The sequence below is a fragment of the Clostridium sp. AM22-11AC genome (assembly GCF_003473545.1).
Taxonomy (GTDB): domain Bacteria; phylum Bacillota; class Clostridia; order Lachnospirales; family Lachnospiraceae; genus Enterocloster.
Map to the genome: position 1 here is coordinate 23,134 of NZ_QUCM01000023.1, position 20,967 is coordinate 44,100.

Genomic DNA, 20,967 nt, shown 5'->3' on the forward strand with positions numbered 1-20,967 from the left:
GACCATGACATCAGTAAAACAGCCTCTTATCATCCTTACAGGACCTACGGCTGTAGGAAAAACCGCTCTTTCGATTGAACTTGCAAAAGCAGTAGGAGGAGAGATCATCAGCGCAGACTCCATGCAGGTATACCGCCATATGGATATTGGTTCTGCAAAGGTAACGAAAGAAGAAATGGAGGGAATTCCTCATTATCTCATCGACGTTTTAGATCCTCAGGACGATTTTAATGTAGTAACATTCCAGACAATGGCCAAACAGGCAATGAATGAGATTTATTCTCACAACAAAGTCCCGATCATTACCGGAGGCACAGGATTTTATATCCAGGCTCTGCTTTATGATATTGATTTTAAAGAAAATGATGAGAAAAATCCTGTTCGTGAAGAGTTAGAACAGCTGGCAGAAAAACTGGGTGAGAATGCGCCTCAGGTCCTTCATCAAAAACTGCAGGAAGTGGATCCGGAAGCTGCTGCACAGATCCATGCAAACAATATAAAGCGTGTGATCCGTGCAATTGAATATTTCAAACAGACAGGAGAAAAAATCTCACAGCACAACGAAGAAATGCACCAGAAAGACTCTCCCTATAATTTCTTATACTATGTTCTCACCAGGGACCGCAAAGTTTTATACGAGCGCATTGACCGGCGTGTGGATATTATGATGGAAAACGGTCTGGTAGATGAAGTAAAGAAATTAAAAGATATGGGCTGTCACAGGGGACAGACTTCCATGCAGGGGCTTGGATATAAGGAGATCCTTGATTATCTGGATGGTGGCTGCACGTTAGAAGAAGCCGTATATATCCTGAAACGGGATACCAGACATTTTGCCAAGCGGCAGCTTACATGGTTTCGCAGGGAAAAGGATGTGCGCTGGCTGGACTTAGACCAGTATCAGGGAAATACAGACCTTATCCTTGCAGATATATTAAAGGATTGCGAACAGGCAGAAATCGTGCTAAAATAGCAAACCGAAAAAAGAGCAATTTAATAAAGATAGGAGTTATCACATAATGGAACAGAATGTTTTAGACGGTATGTATGAACAGCTGGGTATCAGCAAAGAAGTTCTTGATTATGCCGCAGATATAGAAAAAAGTCTGAAGGAGCGTTTTGAGCGGATCGACCAGACTGCAGAATACAACCAGTTAAAGGTCTTAAAAGGAATGCAGGATAATAAAGTCAGCGATATCCATTTCGCTGCAACCACCGGTTATGGTTACAATGACCTTGGCCGTGATACATTAGAGGATGTTTATGCCAGTGTTTTCCATGCTGAAAGCGCCCTGGTACGTCCTCAGCTGATCTCCGGAACCCATGCCCTTCACATTGCATTATCCGGAAACTTACGTCCGGGAGATGAACTGCTTTCCCCTGTTGGCAAGCCATATGATACTTTGGAAGAAGTCATCGGTATCCGCGACTCCGTAGGTTCTTTAAAAGAATACGGCGTAAGCTACCGCCAGGTAGATCTTCTGCCGGATGGCACCTTTGATTATGAAAATATCGCAAAAGCCATTAATGAAAAGACAAAATTAGTGACCATCCAGCGTTCCAAAGGTTATGATCCTCGTCCTACTTTTTCTGTAAAACAGATCGGCGAGCTGATCGCTTTTGTAAAGAAGATTAAACCGGAAGTTATCTGTATGGTAGATAACTGCTATGGTGAATTTGTAGAGACCATTGAACCTACCGATGTTGGAGCTGATATGATCGTAGGTTCCCTGATCAAAAACCCGGGAGGCGGCCTTGCTCCTATCGGCGGCTATATTGCAGGAAAGAAAGAGTGCGTAGACCGTGCATCTTACCGTTTAAGCGCTCCAGGCCTTGGAAAAGAAGTAGGCGCAAGCCTTGGTTTAAACCAGCAGCTGTATCAGGGATTTTTCTTATCCCCGACTGTAGTTGCAGGTGCCTTAAAGGGTGCGATCTTTGCAGCTAATGTATACGAAAGACTGGGATACGGCGTTGTTCCAAATGGCAGTGAATCCCGTCACGATATTATCCAGGCGATCACCTTCGGTTCTGCCCAGGGTGTGATCTCTTTCTGCAAAGGAATTCAGGCAGCTGCTCCTGTAGACAGCTTTGTAACACCAGAGCCATGGGATATGCCAGGTTATGACAGTCAGGTCATTATGGCTGCGGGTGCATTTGTCCAGGGATCTTCCATTGAATTAAGTGCTGATGGTCCTATTAAGCCTCCATATGCCGTTTACTTCCAGGGCGGACTTACCTGGTACCATGCAAAACTGGGAATTCTTAAGTCTTTACAACAGCTTTTAGACGATGGAGTTTTGAAAAACTTAAGATGACATGAAAAACAACTTATGGTAAACTGATAACTTAAGGAGAGTGTTTATGGGACGTAAGAATTTCTGGATCCTTCTGATCATGTTACTTGCAGGCATTGTATTAGGAGGCTTTATGGGACAGCTTGCCAACGGCATTTCATGGCTGAGCTGGTTGAATTTTGGCCAGTCATTTGGTCTTGATTCACCTTTAGTCATTAACTTTGGCATACTGGTCATTACTCTGGGACTTACCATCAAGATCACTATGGCAAGTATTATCGGCATTGCCATTGCCCTGATCATTTATCGTATGATTTAATGTGTGCAGCGAAAAACAAGCGGCTGCGTAAGCAGACATTTGCTTTTCGCAAACCATTAACGAACGAATCGCCTGCGTAAGCAGGCAATAGAGCACGTAAGTGCGGGATTCGTGAGTTTACGATAAGTGAAATCCTTCTGCTTTGCGTACTTGGAGAGGTGCCTTTTACAGGAGGAGAGCATATGCAGAAATTAACAATGAAACAACTTCCAAAAGAAGACAGGCCTTATGAGAAATGCCTTGAGTCAGGTGCCACTTCCCTGACAGACGCAGAACTTTTAGCTGTTATCATACGCACCGGAAGCAGAGAGGAAACTTCCCTGGAGCTTGCCAGACAGATCCTGTCTTTGGAAGGGCAGGAAAACCGGCTGCTGGGGCTTTTGCATCATTCCCTGGAAGATTACTGCCGCATCAAAGGCGTGGGAAAGGTAAAAGGTGCCCAGCTTATGTGCATCGGTGAACTTTCCAGGCGGATCTGGAACTGCAAAGCCAGGGAAACACCGGTTTCCTTTACTCATCCGGAGCAGATTGCAGACTATTATATGGAAGATATGCGCCATTTAGAGCAGGAGGAGATCCGGGTCATGTTCTTAAATACAAAGCAGAATCTGATCCGGGACCTTCTGGTCTCAAAAGGCACAGTCAATGCTTCTGTGGTTACGCCCAGGGAGATTTTGATCGAGGGGCTCCGCTGCCTGGCAGTGAGCATGATCCTGGTCCATAATCATCCCAGCGGGGATCCTTCTCCCAGTGAGTCAGATATCCTTCTTACCCGCAGGGTACAGGAGGCAGGCAATGTAATAGGTATTTCTCTTTTGGACCATATTATTATCGGGGATAAGCGTTTTTTAAGCTTTCGTCAGCAGCAGATCATTTAGTTATACATGTAAAGGAAAACAGATATCCATGGAATCAAATCGCAGCAAATATATACTGGCAGGTCTTACAGCCTTCTGTATCCTGCTTATTGGTATCACTTCTTTAAAAGATGGTATTATGGAACCGCTCCGTACTGGCGTGGGATACTTTCTGATCCCTATACAGTCCGGTGTCAATAAAGTAGGTACCGGTCTTTACAATGAACTTACCGATTATGGAAAATTAAAAGCTGCCCTGGCAGAAAATGAAAACCTGAAAACCCAGGTTGCCCAGCTTACAGAAGACAATAACAGGCTTCAGGCAGAGCAGTTTGAGTTAAACCGCCTGCGCCAGCTGTACAAGTTAGACCAGGAGTACATGCAGTACAACAAGATCGGCGCAAGAGTGATCGCCAGAGACTCTGAAAAATGGTTCCAGGTGTTCCGTATCAATAAAGGATCCTCTGACGGGGTTGCTGTGGATATGAACGTAGTAGCAGACGGTGGTCTGGTAGGTATCGTAACAGACGTAGGTGCCAATTATGCTACGGTCCGTTCCATTATCGATGATTCCAGCCGTGTAGGCGCTATGTCACTGGACTCTTCCTATAACTGTATTGTTGCTGGTGACCTGACCCTTTATGAACAGGGAAGATTAAAACTTACAGATTTTTCCAGGGACGCAGTGCTTAGAAACGGAGACCAGATCATTACTTCCAATATCAGTACCAAATATCTTCCGGGTATCCTGATCGGCTATGCAGTGGATGTATCCATTGATCCGGATCATCTGACCCAGTCCGGTTATCTGATCCCGGCTGCGGATTTTGACAATCTTCAGGAAGTTCTGATCTTAACAGATCTTAAAAACAGTGATGAGGCGGTAGAATAGTGAATAACGGAAAAATCAAACAGATCCTCTTAAATATACTTTTGATCCTCCTGGCTTTTACTGTGCAGAACTGCGTATTTCCCCTGCTGCCTTTTCTGGCGGCAACACCCAACCTGCTTCTGATCCTTACCTTTTCCTTCGGGTTTATCCACGGACGGAACGCAGGCATGTTTTACGGCTTTTTATCTGGTCTGCTGCTGGATCTTTTCTACAGCGGGCCATTTGGCTTTTATACGCTGATCTACGTATACATTGGTTATTTCAACGGTATTTTTACCAAATATTATTATGAGGATTATATCACCCTTCCTCTGATCTTAAGTATTTTAAATGGTTTATGGTACAGCTTATACATTTATGTATTCCGCTTCCTGATCCGCGGACGTTTAAATCTTCCGTATTACTTTTTAAAGATCATGCTGCCGGAGATCATATTTACTGCAGTGACCACCCTTTTAGTATACCGGCTGTTCCTTTCAGCCAGCAGAAGACTGGAAGATATTGGAAAAAGGAGAGATACGACCATTGTTTAATGAATTGCTGGAAGTGACCAGGGAATTTCTTAAAAAAGTGATTACTTCACGCCTCTTTGCCCTGGCTGTTATATTTACTCTTATGTTTATAGGTCTGATCTGTAAACTGTTCCGGATGCAGATCTTAGACGGCAGTTCCTATCAGGAAAGTTATATGCAGCGAACAGAAAAACTGGTGACCACTCCCGGTACCAGAGGTAATATTTATGACCGTAATGGAAATCTGCTGGCTTATAATCAGCTGGCTTATGCAGTTGCCATTCAGGACCTGGGAGATTATCCAAAGGCAGCTGACCGCAATGCCATGATCTACCGTCTTGTGACGATCCTGGAACGCCGTGGGGAAAAGATCGACGGAAAGCTGGAGATCGCCTTAGATGAAAATGGACAGCCCTATTTTACCAGTACTTCCAATGCTGCTAAAAAACGTTTTCTTCTGAATTTTTACGGTATTTCTTCTCAGCAGTTAGATGATGATACAGGAAAATACCCTTCCAACATTACTGCAAGGGAAGCCTTTGAATTAAAGAAGGGTTCCTCCCGTCAGGGCTATAAACTGGCAGATATGAAAGATGCGGACGGAAATCCAATGGAACTTTCTGACCAGACGGCCCTTGATATGATCAATATCATCTATACCATGGAGCTGACCCGGTTCCAGAAATACGAGAGTACCACCGTTGCCACCAATATCAGCCAGGAGACTATGACGGAGATCAATGAAAATGCGGCTGATTTAAAGGGTGTTTCCATTGAACCGTCATCTATCCGTGTATACAATGACAGTCTGTATTTTGCTCCGATCATCGGTTATACAGGAAAAGTCCAGGAAGACCAGATCGACAGCTTAAACGAAGAGTGGAACAGTTCCAAGGAAGGACAGAAGAGCGATGCAGTCAATGGGGTCGACAAGTATGACCTTAATGATATTGTAGGACGTATTGGCATTGAAAAATCCATGGAATTAGATCTTCAGGGTGAAAAAGGCTATACCCGTATGTATGTAGATAACATGGGACGCCCGAGAGAGATCATTGAGCAGCAGGATGCACAGGCAGGAAATGACGTTTACCTGACCATTGACAGGGATCTGCAGATCGCTACCTATAATCTGATCGAGCAGCAGTTAGCCGGTATCATTACCAAATTCCTTGTAAACGAAGATATTGATCCGGCCACTGTAAGAGATGGTTCCAAAAAGCCAATTCCTGTAAAGAATGCTTATTATCAGCTGATCAATAACAACGTGCTTTCTTTGGATGCCATGGCAGGAGAGAATGCTTCCGATATTGAAAAGCAGATCTACCGCACCTACACAGCTTCCAGGGATCAGATCTTAACTGCTATAAGGGGAGAACTTTTAAGTGACCATGCGGCTGCCATGAATGATCTTCCAAAGGATATGGCAAGCTATATGAACTATATTTACAGTTTCCTTTCCTCAGATAACTCCGGCATTGTCCAGAGAGATAAGATCGACCAGAATTCCCAGGAGTATCAGGCCTGGAAAGCTGGCACCATCAGCCTGAGGGACTATATTTACAGCGGTATTGCAGGAAACTGGGTAGATACCACCAGGCTGGCAGCTTCCAGTAAATATTCCAATGCAGATGATATTTACAGCCAGTTAGTAGATTATATCATTGCCCAGCTTCAGGATGATAAAAACTTTACCAAGCGTATGTTCCGCTACCTGGTCAATGATAATGTGATCACAGGAAGCCAGCTGTGCCTTGCATTATTTGCACAGGGCGTTTTACGGGATGATCCACAGGCCCGTGCCGGACTTGCAACAGGAGACAGTGCTTACACTTATAATTTTATCAAAAATAAGATCGCGGATTTGGAGCTGACACCGGCCCAGCTGGCGCTTGATCCCTGTACAGCAGGCTGTGTTGTAACAGATGTTAAGACAGGAGAAATCCGTGCCCTGGTTTCTTATCCAAGTTATGATAATAACCGTATGTCCGGAAGCGTAGATGCAGCTTACTTTGCAAAACTGCAAAGCGATATGTCCAATCCGCTTTACAACAACGCTACCCAGGCTATCAAGGCTCCGGGGTCTACTTTCAAACCGATCACAGCTATTGCTGCACTGGAAGAAGGAGTGATCTCCCTTTCTGATACTATTGACTGTACCGGTGTATATGACCAGGCAAATCCGCCGATCAACTGCTGGATCTATCCAGGCAGACATGGCACCGAAGATATCATCGCAGGTATCCAGAACTCCTGTAACGTAGTATTTGCAGAACTTGGACACCGCTTAAGTATGACAGCTGACGGAACCTATTCACCGGAAAAGGGACTTTCCACGATTCGTAAATATGCCAGCATGTTTGGCTTGGACCATACCTCCGGTGTAGAACTGCCGGAAACAGAACCACACCTTACTACAGAGGACCCGGAACGTTCTGCAATGGGACAGGGTACCAACTCCTATAACAATGTACAGCTTTCCCGTTATATCGCTGCTGTTGCAAACAGGGGAACTGTATTTGAGTTAAGTCTTTTAGATAAACTGACTGATTCAGATGGAAATCTGATCACAGATTATACTCCTTCTGTCAGCTCCCATGTGGATGCGGCAGACAGTACCTGGGATGCAGTACAGGCAGGTATCCGGCGGGTTGTTACCGACGGTTCCGCAAAATCTGTATTTGCAGGAAGTCCTGTAGAAGTAGCCGGAAAGACCGGTACTGCACAGGAGGACCGCAGCCGCGCAAACCATGCATTCTTCGTATCCTTTGCACCTTACAGCAATCCGGAGATCGCTGTGACTGTAAATATTCCTTATGGATACGCAGGTACCAACGCAGCTACCCTTGGAAAAAAAGTCTATGAATATTACTACGGATATACAAGTCTGGAGCAGGTTTTGGGCTCCGGTGCTTCCAGTGTATCAAATGTAACTGTTGGAGATTAAAAAGAGGTGAATGTTTCTATGCAGGATGGAATCGTTATTAAAAGCAGCAAGGCGGGTATGACGGTGATCCTAAATCCCGACCTGCCGTTTCCGGACCTTCTTGCCAGTATTGCAAAAAAGTTTGGAGACAGTGCCCGTTTCTGGGGAAATGCCCAGATGACACTGACTCTGGAAGGAAGGCCTCTGTCCGCCGAAGAAGAATTTCAGATCGTAAATACAATTACAGAGAACTCACAGCTTCAGATCCTCTGCCTGTTAGATACAGATGCAGAGCGGATCGAACGCTGTGAAAAAGCACTAAATGAAAAATTAATGGAATTAAGTGCACAGACCGGCCAGTTTTACCGGGGAACCTTAAAAAGAGGAGATACCTTAGAGTCAGAAGCCAGCATTGTGATCATCGGTGATGTGGAACATGGCGCCAGGGTAACAGCCAAGGGAAATGTGATCATCTTAGGAGAACTAAAGGGAACCGTTACAGCCGGTGCAGCGGGAAATGACCAGGCAGTGATCCTTGCCTTTTCCATGTCTCCCCTGCAGCTGCGCATCGGAAATCACACCAGCCGGTTTAATGAAAAGAACCACAAACTGGGAAAAGGAACCATGATCGCTTCTGTAGAGAATGGAGAATTAAAAGTTCTTCCTTTAAAGAAACCATTTTTCAGCAGCCTACTGGATTTATAGGTGAATTTTTGGTTGAACTCAAAAAAATACTGGTAAATTTGCGCAATTTAATGTACAATAAATTGGTAAAGTAATATAAACTCAATTTTTCAGGAGGTTCCTATGAGTGAAGTCATTGTGATTACTTCTGGAAAAGGTGGGGTAGGTAAAACCACTACTTCTGCAAATGTGGGAACAGGACTGGCTGTTCTGGGAAAAAGGGTCGTTCTGATCGATACAGATATCGGCCTTAGAAACCTGGACGTAGTTATGGGACTGGAAAACCGCATTGTCTACAATCTGGTAGACGTTGCAGAAGGAAACTGCCGTATGAAGCAGGCCCTGATAAGAGACAAAAGATATCCAAACCTTTACCTTCTGCCAGCTGCACAGACAAGAGATAAGTCAGCTGTGACACCTGAGCAGATGATCAAACTCACCGATGACCTGAAAGACGATTTCGACTATATCCTGTTGGATTGTCCCGCAGGCATTGAGCAGGGTTTTTACAATGCCATTGCCGGTGCAGACCGGGCACTGGTAGTCACCACACCTGAAGTTTCGGCGATCCGGGATGCAGACCGTATCATTGGTCTGTTAGAACACGCCCAGATCGGTGCCATTGACCTGATCGTAAACAGGATCCGTGCAGATATGGTACGCCGGGGAGATATGATGTCATTAACCGATGTACAGGATATCCTGGCGGTGAATATGATCGGAGCCATTCCCGATGACGAAAACATCGTGGTCTCCACAAACCAGGGAGAACCTTTAGTGGGTATGGGATCTGCCGCAGGACAGGCTTATTTAAATGTATGCAGACGCCTGCTTGGACAGAATGTTCCCATGGAGTCTCCGGGAGAAACAGCCGGTATCCTGGCAAAACTTTCCAGGATCTTAAGAAGGGCATAAGGGGTGATGGCAGTTGAGATTACGGTGTTCCAAAGATACCGCAAAGCTCCGGCTTACCTTTCTTCTTTTATCTGATAAAGCAGGATGTTCACCGGAGATGATAGCAGCGATAAAAAATGACATGATCCGTGTCATTTCCAAATACATGAAGATAGAAAAAGACGCAGTGCGTCTTACCATGGATGCAGGCAGTTTTTCAGATGGTCAGATCCATCACCTGCCTGTACTCCGTGCGGATATACCGATACGGTCCATGTCCAGCAAGGGGCTATACTAATATGTTTTTTGATTACGACTTTAGAAATTATAACTTTCGTCTTATGTCCTATATGATCGCCCTGAATGTGATCGGCGTCCTGGTAGTACGCAGTGCTACCAATAAGGATCCTGATTTTGTTACCAAACAGCTGATGGGTGTTATGGTAGGTCTTGTGATCGCCATTTGTCTTTCTCTGATCGATTACCATAAGATATTAAACTTCAGTACGATCATTTATCTGCTGTGTATCTGCAGTCTGATCGCAGTACTGATCTGGGGCAAATCTGTCAACAACGCAAAACGCTGGATCGAAGTTCCGGTACTTGGACAGCTTCAGCCTTCCGAATTTGTAAAAATTGGTCTGATTATTACTTTTTCCTGGTATTTTATGAAATATCAGGAAAAAATAAATAATGTAAGCACAGTTGCCATTGCAGCAGCGCTTTTTGCAGTACCGGCTATGCTCATTTTTGAGCAGCCAAACCTTTCCACCTGCCTGGTTACACTGGTGATCGTGCTGGGAATCGTCTTTTCAGCAGGCATCAGCTACCGGTGGATCGTGGGAGTTTTAGCTGTAACCATCCCTATGGTGGGAACCTGTGTCTATCTGCTTTTACACGGTCTGATCCCTTTTATCAAAGAGTATCAGGCAGGCAGAATTTTAGCATGGTTCTATCCTGACAGATACGGGGAAGCACGTTACCAGCAGAATAACTCCATCATCGCCATTGGCTCCGGACAGTTAAAAGGTAAGGGACTGTTTAATACAACGATCGCCTCTGTTAAAAACGGAAATTTCCTTTCAGAAGAGCAGACAGACTTTATCTTTGCCGTGATCGGTGAAGAACTTGGTTTTATTGGCTGTGTGATCGTGATCATTCTGTTTTTACTGATCGTTTATGAGTGCCTTATGATGGCAGCCAGAGCAAAAGACCTGGCAGGAAGACTGATCTGTACAGGTATGGCCACCCTGATCGCTTTTCAGGGCTTTGCAAATATTGCAGTTGCAACCGGCATTTTCCCTAATACCGGACTTCCCCTTCCGTTTATCAGTTACGGAAGCAGTTCGCTTATCAGTATTTTTATTGGTATGGGACTGGTGCTAAACGCAGGTCTTCAGAGAGTACCACGACATTATTGATCCAAGGAGGGTTATAGATATGACAATAGGACTGATCGCACATGATGCAAAGAAGAAACTGATGCAGAATTTCTGTATCGCTTACAGAGGTATTTTAAGCAAGCATACACTGTATGCAACCGGCACCACCGGAAGACTGATCGAGGAGGTTGCCAACTTAAATATCCATAAATACCTGGCTGGCCACTTAGGCGGAACCCAGCAGATGGCAGCGCAGATCGAACACAACCAGATGGACCTGGTTATTTTTCTGCGTGATCCTTTAACTCCAAAAACACATGAACCAGATGTAAACGACGTAGTACGCCTGTGCGATACCTACAATATCCCTCTGGCTACGAATCTGGCTACTGCAGAACTTCTGATCAAGGCACTTGACAGAGGCGATATGGAGTGGAGAGAGGTAGTACGATAATGAAAAGATGCCGTTTTTCGGCTTTAGCCGCCGGACTGATCCTGTCCGGTTCCCTGTGTCTTTCTGGCTGTTCCGTCGGCCTGAAAGACGCATATTCACTGAAGGAACGGGTTCCTTCCATTGAGGCTTCTTTTGCTGCTGAAGATGAGGCAGCAAAGGGATTTGCTTCGGATCTGTGTGTTATCTCCGATGAAGGTTCTTTTGATCCGGAAGATGTAACTTCACAGGCCGGAGCTCTTTTTGACCTTACAGACCGTGAGGTCCTTTACAGTAAGGATGCTTTTGAAAAAATGTACCCGGCCAGCATTACGAAAGTAATGACATCCCTGATCGCCATTAAATACGGCAATTTAGAGGACCAGGTTACTGTAACAGAGGATGCTGTGATCTCTGAGTCAGGAGCTACCTTATGCGGTATCAAGCCAGGTGATACCCTTACTTTAGAGCAGCTGCTTTATGGACTGATGCTTCCTTCCGGAAATGATGCCGGAGCGGCTATTGCTATCCATATGGCAGGAAGCATTGATGCTTTTGCCGATATGATGAATGAAGAGGCAAAGCGCCTTGGAGCTACGGATACTCATTTTATGAATCCACATGGTCTTCATGATGAGGATCATTATACAACTGCATATGATCTGTACCTTATTTTTAATGAGGCTTTAAAATATCCGGAATTCCGTACTGTAACAGGTTCCACTGCTTATACTGCCAATTATACCAATGGAGCAGGACAAAGCGTTTCAAAGACCTGGAGAGGCGGAAACTGGTATCTTACAGGAGAGCAGGAGACGCCAGATGGCCTTACTGTATTTTCCGGAAAGACCGGTACTACCAAAGCAGCCGGATATTGTCTGATCATGGCTGAAAAAGACGATTCTGACAGAGAATTTATATCTGTTGTACTAAAATCTGACAGCCGACCTCATTTATATGACAATATGACAAATATAATTTCTAAAATTGTCAAATAGTGATTGCGTTTTGCATGAATTTATACTATAATCAAGATAATCTCAATTGATTTTTTATACAACATATATAACTCAAGGAGGAGATCGCTATGGTTCAGATTATTGCAGGAAAAAAGGGTAAAGGCAAAACAAAACATCTGTTAGATATGGCTAATGCAGCTATTAAAGGGGCTAACGGAACAGTCGTATATCTTGATAAGAGTGCTCAGCACATGTATGAGCTGAACAACCGTATCCGTCTTATCAATGTAAATGAATTTCCAGTTGCATCCGCTGAAGGATTTTTAGGATTTATCTGTGGAATTATTTCCCAGGATCATGACCTTGAAACCATGTACCTGGACAGCTTCTTAAAACTGTCCGCACTGGAGGGTGCAGATATCACCGAAACCTATGAGACTTTGAAAAAAATCAGTGATAAATATCATGTAACCTTTGTTCTGAGCATCTCTATGGATGCAGATGAGCTTCCAGAGTGCGCGAAAGGTGATGTAATTATTTCATTGTAATGATACATATTCTGTGATAGAATAACAGACAGGAGCAGAAAGGCTGCCTGCCGCACAAGGGTCAACCGTATGCCTTGTGCGGAAGGTAGTCTTTTTTTGAATGATACCAGGGTCAAAAGGTCGCAAATCCGATGCAAGCTTGTTTGCAGGAGGATTTTTGAACTTGGTATCATAGGGGGCAAAATACCTTTTGACCCCAACATCATAGTTTTAAAGGAGAGTCCTGGTTCCATGTCAAAAAAGAAGAACAGGAAGATAATCCCTTACAGAAGACCTCATAATCTAAATGTGGGCGTGATCATTTTCGGGATCATTTTCCTATATATGCTTTTTAATATTTTCGCCTATTTCAGACGGGATAAAGTACAGTTCTATGAAGTAGTAGAAGGCGGTATCGTAAACAACAAACAGTATACCGGCCTGATCCTGCGGGATGAACAGGTGCGAAATGCCCAGAACAGTGGTTATATCAATTATTACCTCAGAGAGGGAAAGCGGGCCTCTGTGGGAACCCGGATCTATTCTTTAGATGAGACCGGGCGTTTGGATTCCCTGTTAAAAGAAAATGGTATAGAAAACCAGGCACTTCCTGATGAAAACCTTGCAGACCTGAAAAAGCAGTTATCTTCCTATGTGCTTTCCATGTCTGATGAAAAATTTGACTCTATTTATGACGCCAGATATTCCTTAGAGGCTTCTGTTATGGAATATTCCAGTTTCAGTGCCTTAGACCAGTTAGATAAGATCTCCCAGGATTCCAGTCTTGTGTTTGAGCAGGTCCGTTCAGATACAGCTGGTGTTGTTTCCTATGGGATCGACTCCTATGAGTCCTTACAGCCTTCTGATATAGAAGCAGAAAGTTTTAACAAAGCCAATTATACAAAAAATATCCACAAATCCGGGGATCTGATCGAAAGCGGAACACCTGCCTATAAGATCGCTTCCTCTGAAAACTGGTCCATTGTCTTTCCACTTTCCAATGATGACGCTTCTTTATATGCAGATAAGACATCTCTTTCTGTGGATTTTAAGGATTATGACCTGAAAACCACGGCAGATTATTCTACTTTTACTGGAAAAGACGGGGCTGTTTATGGTAAGCTGGATATGAACCGCTATATGGCCCAGTTCATTATGGACCGCTTTATTGATTTTGAGATCGAACAGCCTCAGGCAAAGGGCTTAAAGATCCCTGTAAGTGCGGTTACAGAAAAGAACTTTTACATGCTGCCAAAATCCTATGCAGCCCAGGGCGGTGACTCCATGGACATTGGATTTAACAAGGAGATCTATGATGCCAACGGTACATCCATTCTTTTTGTGCCTGCCAATATTGGCTTTGAAGATGATGAATTCTACTATATTGCAGTGGATGAAGAAGGTGATTTTAAGGCAGGAGATTATATTGTCCGTCCAGAGTCTTCTGACCGGTACCAGATCGGCCGTACATCTTCCCTGAAGGGTGTATACAATATTAATAAAGGATATACCGTCTTCACCCAGGTAGAGATATTGGACTCCAACAGTGAGTATTATACCATTAAAAACAATGTAACTTATGGGCTTTCTGTTTATGATCATATCGTATTAGACGCGTCCTCTGTAGGAGAGGGACAGCTTCTTTATCAGTAATTTTTCTATTATAAAAAGGAGGAACAGACCATGATTAAAGAACAGTTAGAAGAAGTAAGAAAGAATATAGAAGCAGCCTGCAAACGGGCTGGACGTGATCCAAAAGAGGTCACTCTGATCGCAGTGAGCAAGACCAAACCGGTACCTATGCTGGAAGAAGCATATGAGGCAGGTGCCAGGGATTTTGGCGAAAATAAAGTACAGGAGATCGTTCAGAAAAAGCCGGAACTTCCGGAAGATATCCGCTGGCATATGATCGGTCACTTACAGCGCAACAAAGTACATCAGGTTATGGGAAAAGCAGTCCTGATCCATTCTGTAGACTCTTTACGCCTGGCTGAACAGATCGAAACAGAAGCAGCAAAAAAAGATATGGTTGCTGACATTTTACTGGAAGTCAATGTGGCAAAAGAGGAGAGTAAATACGGCTTTTTCCTGGAAGATACAGAAGCAGCGATCCGGGAGATCGCAAAATTCCCCCATGTACGTATTAAGGGGCTTATGACAATTGCGCCTTTTGTAGAGAATCCAGAGGAAAATCGAGAAGTTTTTAAAAAATTATATGAATTTGCTGTTGACATAGGTAAGAAAAACATTGATAATGTTACTATGGATGTGCTTTCAATGGGTATGACCGGAGATTATCAGGTTGCTATTGAAGAAGGCGCTACCATGGTAAGAGTCGGAACCGGCATTTTCGGTGCCCGGCTATATGGTGCTGCCCAGTAAGCAGCATGAAAAGAGGATTGGAGAGAGTAAAATGAGTCTGTTAGGTAAGTTAATGGATACCATGCGGTTAAGTTCTGAAGATGACGAGGACGATTACTACCTGGATGATGACTTTGAAGATGAAGCTCCTAAGAAAGGACTTTTCTCAAAGAGAAATAATACAGAACCGGAAGATGAGCCAGAGGGACAAGAAAAGCCAAAATTTTTAGGCCGTTCAAATCCAAAAGTAGTTCCTATGAGAAGAAGTATGGAAGTGACAATGATCAAACCTACTTCTATGGACGACTCCAGAGATATCTGTGATTATCTTCTCTCTGGAAAAGCAGTTGTACTTAATATGGAAGGAATTCATATGGAAACCGCGCAGCGGATCATTGATTTCACTTCCGGAGCAACTTATTCCATGAACGGAAATCTCCAGAAGATTTCCAATTACATCTTCATTGCAACACCTGATTCCGTGGAACTGTCCGGTGATTTTCAGGACATCCTGTCAGCAGGTGTCAGCTCAGGAGTGGACATGTCCAGCCTGAACATCCATTTATAATACCAAAGCATGCGGCAGACCCCTGATGAGTCTGCCGATTTTCTATGTAAAAATACGAAAAACAGGACTAAGGAGAATGATATGTCAAAACGCCTGAATGTATATAAAGACCAGAAACCGATCTACGATATTGTAATGGAACCATCTTTTGAAAAGCTGACAGAAGAAGTAAACAAATTCCATCTGTCTGAGCGCAAGATCTGTATTGTTACAGATACCAATGTGGCTCCTTTATATCTGGAAGAAGTAAAAGAACGTTTAAGCAAATGCTGTAAGAAGATCTCTTATTTTGTTATCCCGGCTGGAGAAGAGAATAAAAATCTGGATACAGTAAAAAAAATCTATGAACATCTCATTTTAGAGCATTTTGACCGTAAGGATATGTTAGCTGCTTTAGGCGGCGGTGTGATCGGCGATATGTGTGGCTTTACGGCTGCTACCTATTTAAGAGGCATTGATTTTATCCAGATCCCTACGACCCTGCTTTCCCAGGTAGATTCCAGTATCGGTGGAAAAACAGGTGTTGATTTTGATGCCTACAAAAACATGGTAGGTGCTTTTCACATGCCAAGACTGGTCTATACCAATCTGAATACCCTTTTAACCCTGCCAAAAGAGCAGTTCTCCTCTGGAATGGGCGAAGTGATCAAGCATGGACTGATCAAGGACGCATCTTATTATCAGTGGTTAAAAGACAATAGGGAGTCTATTTTAAAGAGAGACCTGGCTGTTTGTGAAGATATGGTATATCGCAGCAATGAGATCAAAAAGCAGGTAGTAGAAAATGATCCTACGGAGCAGGGAGAGCGCGCCCTGTTAAACTTTGGTCATACCCTGGGACATGCTGTAGAGAAATTAATGAATTTCAAAGAGTTTCACGGTCATTGTGTAGGTCTTGGATGTATTGCATCTTCTAAGATCAGCGCTCTGCGGGGAATGATCAGCGAAGAGCAGGTACAGGACATTAAAAATACCTTTGAAGCTTTTGAAATGCCTGTTACTGTAAGCGGTCTTGACTGGAAAGACGTTTACGCAACAACAAAAAGTGATAAAAAAATGGATTCCGGCGTAGTAAAATTCATTCTTTTAAAAACAGTGGGAAATGCCTATGTAGACCGTACTGTTACAGAAGAAGAGATGAAAACAGGTTTTGACCTGATCTGCGGCGGTAATGAAGGAGACAGAAAATGACAAAAGAAAAACGTTCCCTCTTTGTACGTTTTCTCATAGGGTTTGTGATCCTGGTGGGATTAGATCAGTGGACAAAGGGGCTTGCCAGCGCATATTTAAAGGGAAACTCCCCTCTGGTACTCATCCGGGGTGTATTTGAACTTTATTATTCAGAAAACAGAGGAGCTGCTTTTGGTATGCTCCAGGAGAAGCAGCTGTTCTTTTTCCTGATCGCTGTTTTAGTTCTTGCAGGAGTTCTTTACATGTTATGGCGTATGCCTGATGGAAAACATTACCGTCCTCTTGCTGTATGCCTGATGCTTATTGCTTCCGGCGCTGTTGGAAATATGATCGACCGCATTACCCAGAGCTACGTAGTGGATTTCCTGTATTTTTCCCTGATCAACTTCCCAATCTTTAATGTAGCAGACTGTTATGTAACATGCTCCGCTGTTGGACTGGTACTTCTGATCATGTTCTATTATAAAGACGAGGATATGGCTGTATTCAGCTTTAAAAAGAAAGGCGGAGATCAGTGAAACAGGAACTTTTCCCGGAAATAGCAGACAGCGGTCTGCGGATCGACAAATACCTTTCTACTGTAAATGAACAGTTAAGCCGTTCTTATATCCAGAAACTGTTAAAAAGCGGCCTGGTCTTGGTAGATGGCAAACCTGTAAAAGCCAGTTATCAGGTGGAAGAAGGCGAGGTGATCTCCTTAGATATCCCGGAAGCGGTAGAACCGGAGATCGAACCGGAAGATATGGATCTGGATATCTTATATGAAGATATGGATGTGATCCTGATCAATAAGCCTAAAGGTATGGTAGTCCATCCGGCTGCCGGTCATTATTCACACACACTGGTAAACGGGCTGATGTATCACTGCAAGGACCAGCTTTCCGGTATTAACGGTGTAATGCGTCCTGGCATCGTCCACCGCATTGACATGGATACCACAGGTGTTATTATTGCCTGCAAAAATGATATGGCCCACAATTCCATTGCGGCTCAGTTAAAGGAACATTCTATTACCAGGCGGTATCAGGCCATTGTCCACGGTGTGTTAAAAGATGATACAGGTACCATTGATGCTCCTATTGGACGTCATCCTACAGACCGTAAAAAAATGAGCATTAACTATAATCATGGAAAAAATGCAGTGACCCATTATAAGGTTCTGAAACGTTTCCGCCAGTATACGCATGTGGAATGCCGGCTGGAAACAGGACGTACCCATCAGATTCGTGTGCATATGGCAAGTATCGGACATCCTCTTTTGGGAGATGTGGTTTACGGACCTGGAAAATGTCCTATTGCCGGACTGGAAGGGCAGACTCTTCACGCTGGAATTTTAGGATTTATCCATCCACGTACAGGAGAGTATATGGAATTTACAGCCCCGCTTCCCGAATATTTTGAAAAGCTTTTGAATACATTACCTGAATAGCCTATTTGTCCGACATTTGTCGGACATTTTTATATTTCTATATACTTTTCTGAATTTTTGAGTTATAATACAGGTATAAAAGATAAATGCTAGAAAAAATATAACGAACGGCGAGATGAACAGACATCAGACGCTAAGCGGAAAGGGGTAGGTTTTATGTCAGGAAATCTTATTATCACCATCGGAAGACAGAGCGGAAGCGGCGGCAAGAAGATAGGAGAGATGCTTGCTGAAAAACTGGGAGTTAAATGCTATGATAAGGAGCTCCTTGCCCAGGCTGCAAAGCACAGCGGACTTTGTGAAGAATTATTTGAAAAACATGACGAGCGCCCAACCAGCAGTTTTCTTTATTCTCTGGTAATGGATTCTTATTCTATGGGTTATACAGCTACCGGTTATTCGGATATGCCGATCAATCATAAGATCTTCCTTGCACAGTTTGATACCATAAAGAAAATGGCTGATGAAGGTCCTTGTGTTATTATCGGACGTTGTGCTGATTACGCTCTGGAAGATTATCCAAATGTAGTCAGTGTATTTATCACCGGAGATGAAGCAGACAAGATCAAACGTGTCAGTGAGCTTTACAATGTAGATGAAGCGAAAGCGAAAGATCTGATGATCAAAACTGACAAGAGAAGATCCAGCTACTACAATTACTATTCCAATAAAAAATGGGGCGATCCAAAGAGCTATGATATGTGTATCAACAGCAGCGCTGTAGGACAGGAAGGTGCCGTTGATATTATCATGGAACTGGCAAAGAAGAAACAGGAATGGAAAAAGCAGAAATAAAACTGCTACATAAAACATATAGAATATTGTAAACGGAATACTGGGGATTTTTTCCCCAGTATTCTTATTTTATTCTACAGTAACGGATTTTGCCAGGTTTCTTGGCTGGTCCACATCCAGGTTCTTTCCTACAGATGCATAATATGCGATCAGCTGTAAGATAGCAGCGATCGGGAACACAGTAAAGCTGTCTGCAATATCCGGGATACGGATCTGAACATCGGCGATATCATCTTCGATCACAGCAGAGTCTTTTACAAGGAGGATCACAAAAGCGCCTCTTGCCTTTACTTCCCGTACATTGGAGATGGTTTTTGCAAAAATATGCTCCTGGGTAGCAATGGCGATCACAGGTACCTGCTCGGAGATCAGTGCAATGGTACCATGTTTTAACTCGCCGGCTGCGTATGCCTCTGCGTGGATATAAGAGATTTCCTTTAATTTTAAGGCTCCCTCTAAGGAGAAGGCGTAGTCAAGACCTCTTCCTATAAAGAAGGCGTCATTTTTGGAAATAATATGAGTAACAATATTTTTGATCTCATCTCTGCGGCTGATCATAGCTTCCATAGCAGGGATGGCATCTAAGAGTTCTTTCATAAAATCTTCAGCCTGTTTTGGACTGTATACGCCTCGAACAAGAGCCATACGGCAGTAGATCAGGTATAATGCAGCCAGCTGTACAGAATATGCTTTTGTGCTGGCTACCGCGATCTCAGGACCTGCGTGTGTGTAAAGAACATAGTCACTTTCTCTTGCAATGGTGGAGCCCTTTACATTGACAATAGCCAGGACCGGTGCATGATAAGACTGGGCAAGACGCATAGCTGCCAGGGTATCAATGGTCTCACCGGACTGGGAGATCACGATCACCAGGGTCTTTTCGTCAATAAGAGGTGTCTCATAACGGAATTCGGATGCAATAGACACTGTGACCGGAATACGGATACCAGGTTCGATCAGAGCTCTTGCCACCATTCCTGCGTGCATGGCGGTTCCGCAGGCGATCACATGGATGCGGCTGCAGTCTTTTAAGATAAAATCCGGAATACCGTCATCTGTCAGATCCGGAAGTCCCTTGGAAAGACGGGGAAGAATGGTATTCTTTAATGCATCCGGCTGTTCGTGAATCTCTTTTAACATAAAGTGTGGGAAACCATTTTTCATAGCTGCATCCACATTCCAGTTTACTTCCATCATATCCGGCTCGACACGGTTTAATTCCATATCATAAACACGTACCTTGTAAGGAGTCAGACGAACGATATTTCCCTCAGGAACTACAAAATATTCTTTTGTATAAGCGATCAGAGCAGTAAGGTCAGAGGCGATCATTGCTCCTGAGTGGGTATAAGCCGCTACAAGGGGACTTACATTGCGTACTGCATAAATCTCACCTGGACGGTCTTCAAACATGATACAGAAGCCGTAGGAACCCTGAAGCTCTTTTACAAAATGACGGATGGACAGAAGCGGATCATGATCCATACGCTCATAAAGGGCATTTAACACACCTGCAGCTACTTCACTGTCTGTCTGTGAAAGCAGATGATCCGCCAGATCATATTCTTCTGTAAGCTGATGATAATTTTCAATAATGCCGTTGTGGATGAGAGTTACCAGTCCCTGACGGTGTGGATGCGCATTTTCTGTTGTAACACCGCCATGGGTTGCCCAACGGGTGTGTCCGATACCACAGTGGGAAGAGCAGTCGCTTTCCTGTTTTACCAGTTCTTTTAATGCCGCTACTTTACCGACTGTTTTGATCAGATGGATCTTGGAGTCATTTCCAAAATAAGCGATACCGGCGCTGTCATAACCTCTGTACTCCAGACCAGCCAGTCCATTTAAAAGTATGTTATCTGCCTCAAGAGGCCCTGTATATCCAATAATTCCGCACATAATACAATTCCTTTCCCAGAGCAGCCGTAAATATCCGACTATTGCGTA

The 20,967-nt window shown here is 43.8% G+C and carries 22 protein-coding genes; 21 read left to right on the plus strand and 1 reads right to left on the minus strand.

The window, feature by feature from the left end:
- Positions 1–4 precede the first annotated feature (4 nt).
- From miaA to DW251_RS15175, 21 genes are all read left to right on the plus strand, one after another.
- On the plus strand, positions 5–973 hold the full coding sequence (gene miaA / locus DW251_RS15075; protein WP_118301627.1) for a tRNA (adenosine(37)-N6)-dimethylallyltransferase MiaA: 969 nt from the start codon (positions 5–7) through the stop codon (positions 971–973).
- Between the two features lie 46 nt (positions 974–1,019).
- The gene (locus DW251_RS15080; RefSeq protein WP_021870603.1) at positions 1,020–2,315 is read left to right on the plus strand and encodes a methionine gamma-lyase family protein; all 1,296 of its coding nucleotides are present in this window, start codon (positions 1,020–1,022) and stop codon (positions 2,313–2,315) included.
- Positions 2,316–2,361: 46 nt separating this feature from the next.
- Entirely contained in the window at positions 2,362–2,613 is a 252-nt protein-coding gene (locus DW251_RS15085; protein WP_021870604.1) for a DUF4321 domain-containing protein, read from the plus strand.
- A gap of 182 nt (positions 2,614–2,795) precedes the next feature.
- A complete protein-coding gene (gene radC, locus DW251_RS15090) occupies positions 2,796–3,491 on the plus strand; it encodes a DNA repair protein RadC (protein WP_118301628.1) in 696 nt (231 codons plus the stop codon).
- Positions 3,492–3,519: 28 nt separating this feature from the next.
- The gene (gene mreC, locus DW251_RS15095) at positions 3,520–4,362 is read left to right on the plus strand and encodes a rod shape-determining protein MreC (RefSeq protein WP_021870606.1); all 843 of its coding nucleotides are present in this window, start codon (positions 3,520–3,522) and stop codon (positions 4,360–4,362) included.
- Positions 4,362–4,895 carry a rod shape-determining protein MreD gene (mreD, locus tag DW251_RS15100; protein WP_118301629.1) on the plus strand — a complete coding sequence of 178 codons (534 nt, stop codon included), beginning with the start codon at positions 4,362–4,364 and terminating at the stop codon, positions 4,893–4,895. The genes mreC and mreD overlap by 1 nt, the downstream gene beginning before the upstream one ends.
- Positions 4,888–7,821: a penicillin-binding transpeptidase domain-containing protein gene (locus tag DW251_RS15105; protein ID WP_021870608.1), complete on the plus strand. Its 2,934-nt coding sequence runs from the start codon at positions 4,888–4,890 to the stop codon at positions 7,819–7,821. The genes mreD and DW251_RS15105 overlap by 8 nt, the downstream gene beginning before the upstream one ends.
- An 18-nt stretch (positions 7,822–7,839) precedes the next feature.
- Entirely contained in the window at positions 7,840–8,505 is a 666-nt protein-coding gene (locus tag DW251_RS15110) for a septum site-determining protein MinC (protein WP_021870609.1), read from the plus strand.
- Positions 8,506–8,607: 102 nt separating this feature from the next.
- Positions 8,608–9,399 carry a septum site-determining protein MinD gene (gene minD, locus DW251_RS15115; protein ID WP_021870610.1) on the plus strand — a complete coding sequence of 264 codons (792 nt, stop codon included), beginning with the start codon at positions 8,608–8,610 and terminating at the stop codon, positions 9,397–9,399.
- A gap of 13 nt (positions 9,400–9,412) precedes the next feature.
- Positions 9,413–9,676 carry a cell division topological specificity factor MinE gene (locus DW251_RS15120; protein WP_118301630.1) on the plus strand — a complete coding sequence of 88 codons (264 nt, stop codon included), beginning with the start codon at positions 9,413–9,415 and terminating at the stop codon, positions 9,674–9,676.
- A 1-nt stretch (position 9,677) separates the two neighbouring features.
- Positions 9,678–10,799, plus strand: a complete 1,122-nt coding sequence (locus DW251_RS15125) for an FtsW/RodA/SpoVE family cell cycle protein (protein ID WP_021870612.1) — start codon at positions 9,678–9,680, stop codon at positions 10,797–10,799.
- 19 nt (positions 10,800–10,818) lie between these two features.
- Positions 10,819–11,214: a methylglyoxal synthase gene (gene mgsA / locus DW251_RS15130; protein WP_021870613.1), complete on the plus strand. Its 396-nt coding sequence runs from the start codon at positions 10,819–10,821 to the stop codon at positions 11,212–11,214.
- The gene (locus tag DW251_RS15135) at positions 11,214–12,188 is read left to right on the plus strand and encodes a D-alanyl-D-alanine carboxypeptidase family protein (protein ID WP_021870614.1); all 975 of its coding nucleotides are present in this window, start codon (positions 11,214–11,216) and stop codon (positions 12,186–12,188) included. Before mgsA ends, DW251_RS15135 begins: the two co-directional genes overlap by 1 nt.
- 89 nt (positions 12,189–12,277) lie before the next feature.
- Positions 12,278–12,697, plus strand: a complete 420-nt coding sequence (locus DW251_RS15140; protein WP_021870615.1) for a hypothetical protein — start codon at positions 12,278–12,280, stop codon at positions 12,695–12,697.
- A 231-nt stretch (positions 12,698–12,928) separates the two neighbouring features.
- Positions 12,929–14,329 (plus strand): HlyD family efflux transporter periplasmic adaptor subunit, encoded by a 1,401-nt coding sequence (locus tag DW251_RS15145; protein WP_021870616.1) that lies wholly within the window; start codon positions 12,929–12,931, stop codon positions 14,327–14,329.
- A 30-nt stretch (positions 14,330–14,359) separates the two neighbouring features.
- Complete coding sequence (locus DW251_RS15150) at positions 14,360–15,058, plus strand: YggS family pyridoxal phosphate-dependent enzyme (RefSeq protein WP_021870617.1); 699 nt, start codon at positions 14,360–14,362, stop codon at positions 15,056–15,058.
- A 31-nt stretch (positions 15,059–15,089) separates the two neighbouring features.
- A complete protein-coding gene (locus DW251_RS15155) occupies positions 15,090–15,605 on the plus strand; it encodes a cell division protein SepF (protein ID WP_021870618.1) in 516 nt (171 codons plus the stop codon).
- 81 nt (positions 15,606–15,686) lie between these two features.
- The gene (aroB, locus tag DW251_RS15160; protein WP_118301631.1) at positions 15,687–16,796 is read left to right on the plus strand and encodes a 3-dehydroquinate synthase; all 1,110 of its coding nucleotides are present in this window, start codon (positions 15,687–15,689) and stop codon (positions 16,794–16,796) included.
- Positions 16,793–17,314: a signal peptidase II gene (gene lspA, locus DW251_RS15165; protein WP_021870620.1), complete on the plus strand. Its 522-nt coding sequence runs from the start codon at positions 16,793–16,795 to the stop codon at positions 17,312–17,314. The genes aroB and lspA overlap by 4 nt, the downstream gene beginning before the upstream one ends.
- A complete protein-coding gene (locus DW251_RS15170; protein ID WP_021870621.1) occupies positions 17,311–18,225 on the plus strand; it encodes an RluA family pseudouridine synthase in 915 nt (304 codons plus the stop codon). The genes lspA and DW251_RS15170 overlap by 4 nt, the downstream gene beginning before the upstream one ends.
- A 156-nt stretch (positions 18,226–18,381) precedes the next feature.
- Positions 18,382–19,020 carry a cytidylate kinase-like family protein gene (locus tag DW251_RS15175; protein WP_021870622.1) on the plus strand — a complete coding sequence of 213 codons (639 nt, stop codon included), beginning with the start codon at positions 18,382–18,384 and terminating at the stop codon, positions 19,018–19,020.
- Between the two features lie 69 nt (positions 19,021–19,089).
- Here the strand turns inward: DW251_RS15175 and glmS are convergent, their stop codons facing one another.
- On the minus strand, positions 19,090–20,919 hold the full coding sequence (glmS, locus tag DW251_RS15180) for a glutamine--fructose-6-phosphate transaminase (isomerizing) (RefSeq protein ID WP_118301632.1): 1,830 nt from the start codon (positions 20,917–20,919) through the stop codon (positions 19,090–19,092).
- Positions 20,920–20,967: the final 48 nt, after the last annotated feature.

What these genes read in the sequence shown, in the direction of transcription:
- miaA (WP_118301627.1), top strand. Translation starts at nt 5, where the DNA reads ATGACATCAGTAAAACAGCCTCTTATCATCCTTACAGGACCTACGGCT.
- DW251_RS15080 (WP_021870603.1), top strand. Translation starts at nt 1,020, where the DNA reads ATGGAACAGAATGTTTTAGACGGTATGTATGAACAGCTGGGTATCAGC.
- DW251_RS15085 (WP_021870604.1), top strand. Translation starts at nt 2,362, where the DNA reads ATGGGACGTAAGAATTTCTGGATCCTTCTGATCATGTTACTTGCAGGC.
- radC (WP_118301628.1), top strand. Translation starts at nt 2,796, where the DNA reads ATGCAGAAATTAACAATGAAACAACTTCCAAAAGAAGACAGGCCTTAT.
- mreC (WP_021870606.1), top strand. Translation starts at nt 3,520, where the DNA reads ATGGAATCAAATCGCAGCAAATATATACTGGCAGGTCTTACAGCCTTC.
- DW251_RS15110 (WP_021870609.1), top strand. Translation starts at nt 7,840, where the DNA reads ATGCAGGATGGAATCGTTATTAAAAGCAGCAAGGCGGGTATGACGGTG.
- minD (WP_021870610.1), top strand. Translation starts at nt 8,608, where the DNA reads ATGAGTGAAGTCATTGTGATTACTTCTGGAAAAGGTGGGGTAGGTAAA.
- DW251_RS15125 (WP_021870612.1), top strand. Translation starts at nt 9,678, where the DNA reads ATGTTTTTTGATTACGACTTTAGAAATTATAACTTTCGTCTTATGTCC.
- mgsA (WP_021870613.1), top strand. Translation starts at nt 10,819, where the DNA reads ATGACAATAGGACTGATCGCACATGATGCAAAGAAGAAACTGATGCAG.
- DW251_RS15135 (WP_021870614.1), top strand. Translation starts at nt 11,214, where the DNA reads ATGAAAAGATGCCGTTTTTCGGCTTTAGCCGCCGGACTGATCCTGTCC.
- DW251_RS15140 (WP_021870615.1), top strand. Translation starts at nt 12,278, where the DNA reads ATGGTTCAGATTATTGCAGGAAAAAAGGGTAAAGGCAAAACAAAACAT.
- DW251_RS15145 (WP_021870616.1), top strand. Translation starts at nt 12,929, where the DNA reads ATGTCAAAAAAGAAGAACAGGAAGATAATCCCTTACAGAAGACCTCAT.
- DW251_RS15150 (WP_021870617.1), top strand. Translation starts at nt 14,360, where the DNA reads ATGATTAAAGAACAGTTAGAAGAAGTAAGAAAGAATATAGAAGCAGCC.
- DW251_RS15155 (WP_021870618.1), top strand. Translation starts at nt 15,090, where the DNA reads ATGAGTCTGTTAGGTAAGTTAATGGATACCATGCGGTTAAGTTCTGAA.
- aroB (WP_118301631.1), top strand. Translation starts at nt 15,687, where the DNA reads ATGTCAAAACGCCTGAATGTATATAAAGACCAGAAACCGATCTACGAT.
- lspA (WP_021870620.1), top strand. Translation starts at nt 16,793, where the DNA reads ATGACAAAAGAAAAACGTTCCCTCTTTGTACGTTTTCTCATAGGGTTT.
- DW251_RS15175 (WP_021870622.1), top strand. Translation starts at nt 18,382, where the DNA reads ATGTCAGGAAATCTTATTATCACCATCGGAAGACAGAGCGGAAGCGGC.
- glmS (WP_118301632.1), bottom strand. Translation starts at nt 20,919, where the DNA reads ATGTGCGGAATTATTGGATATACAGGGCCTCTTGAGGCAGATAACATA.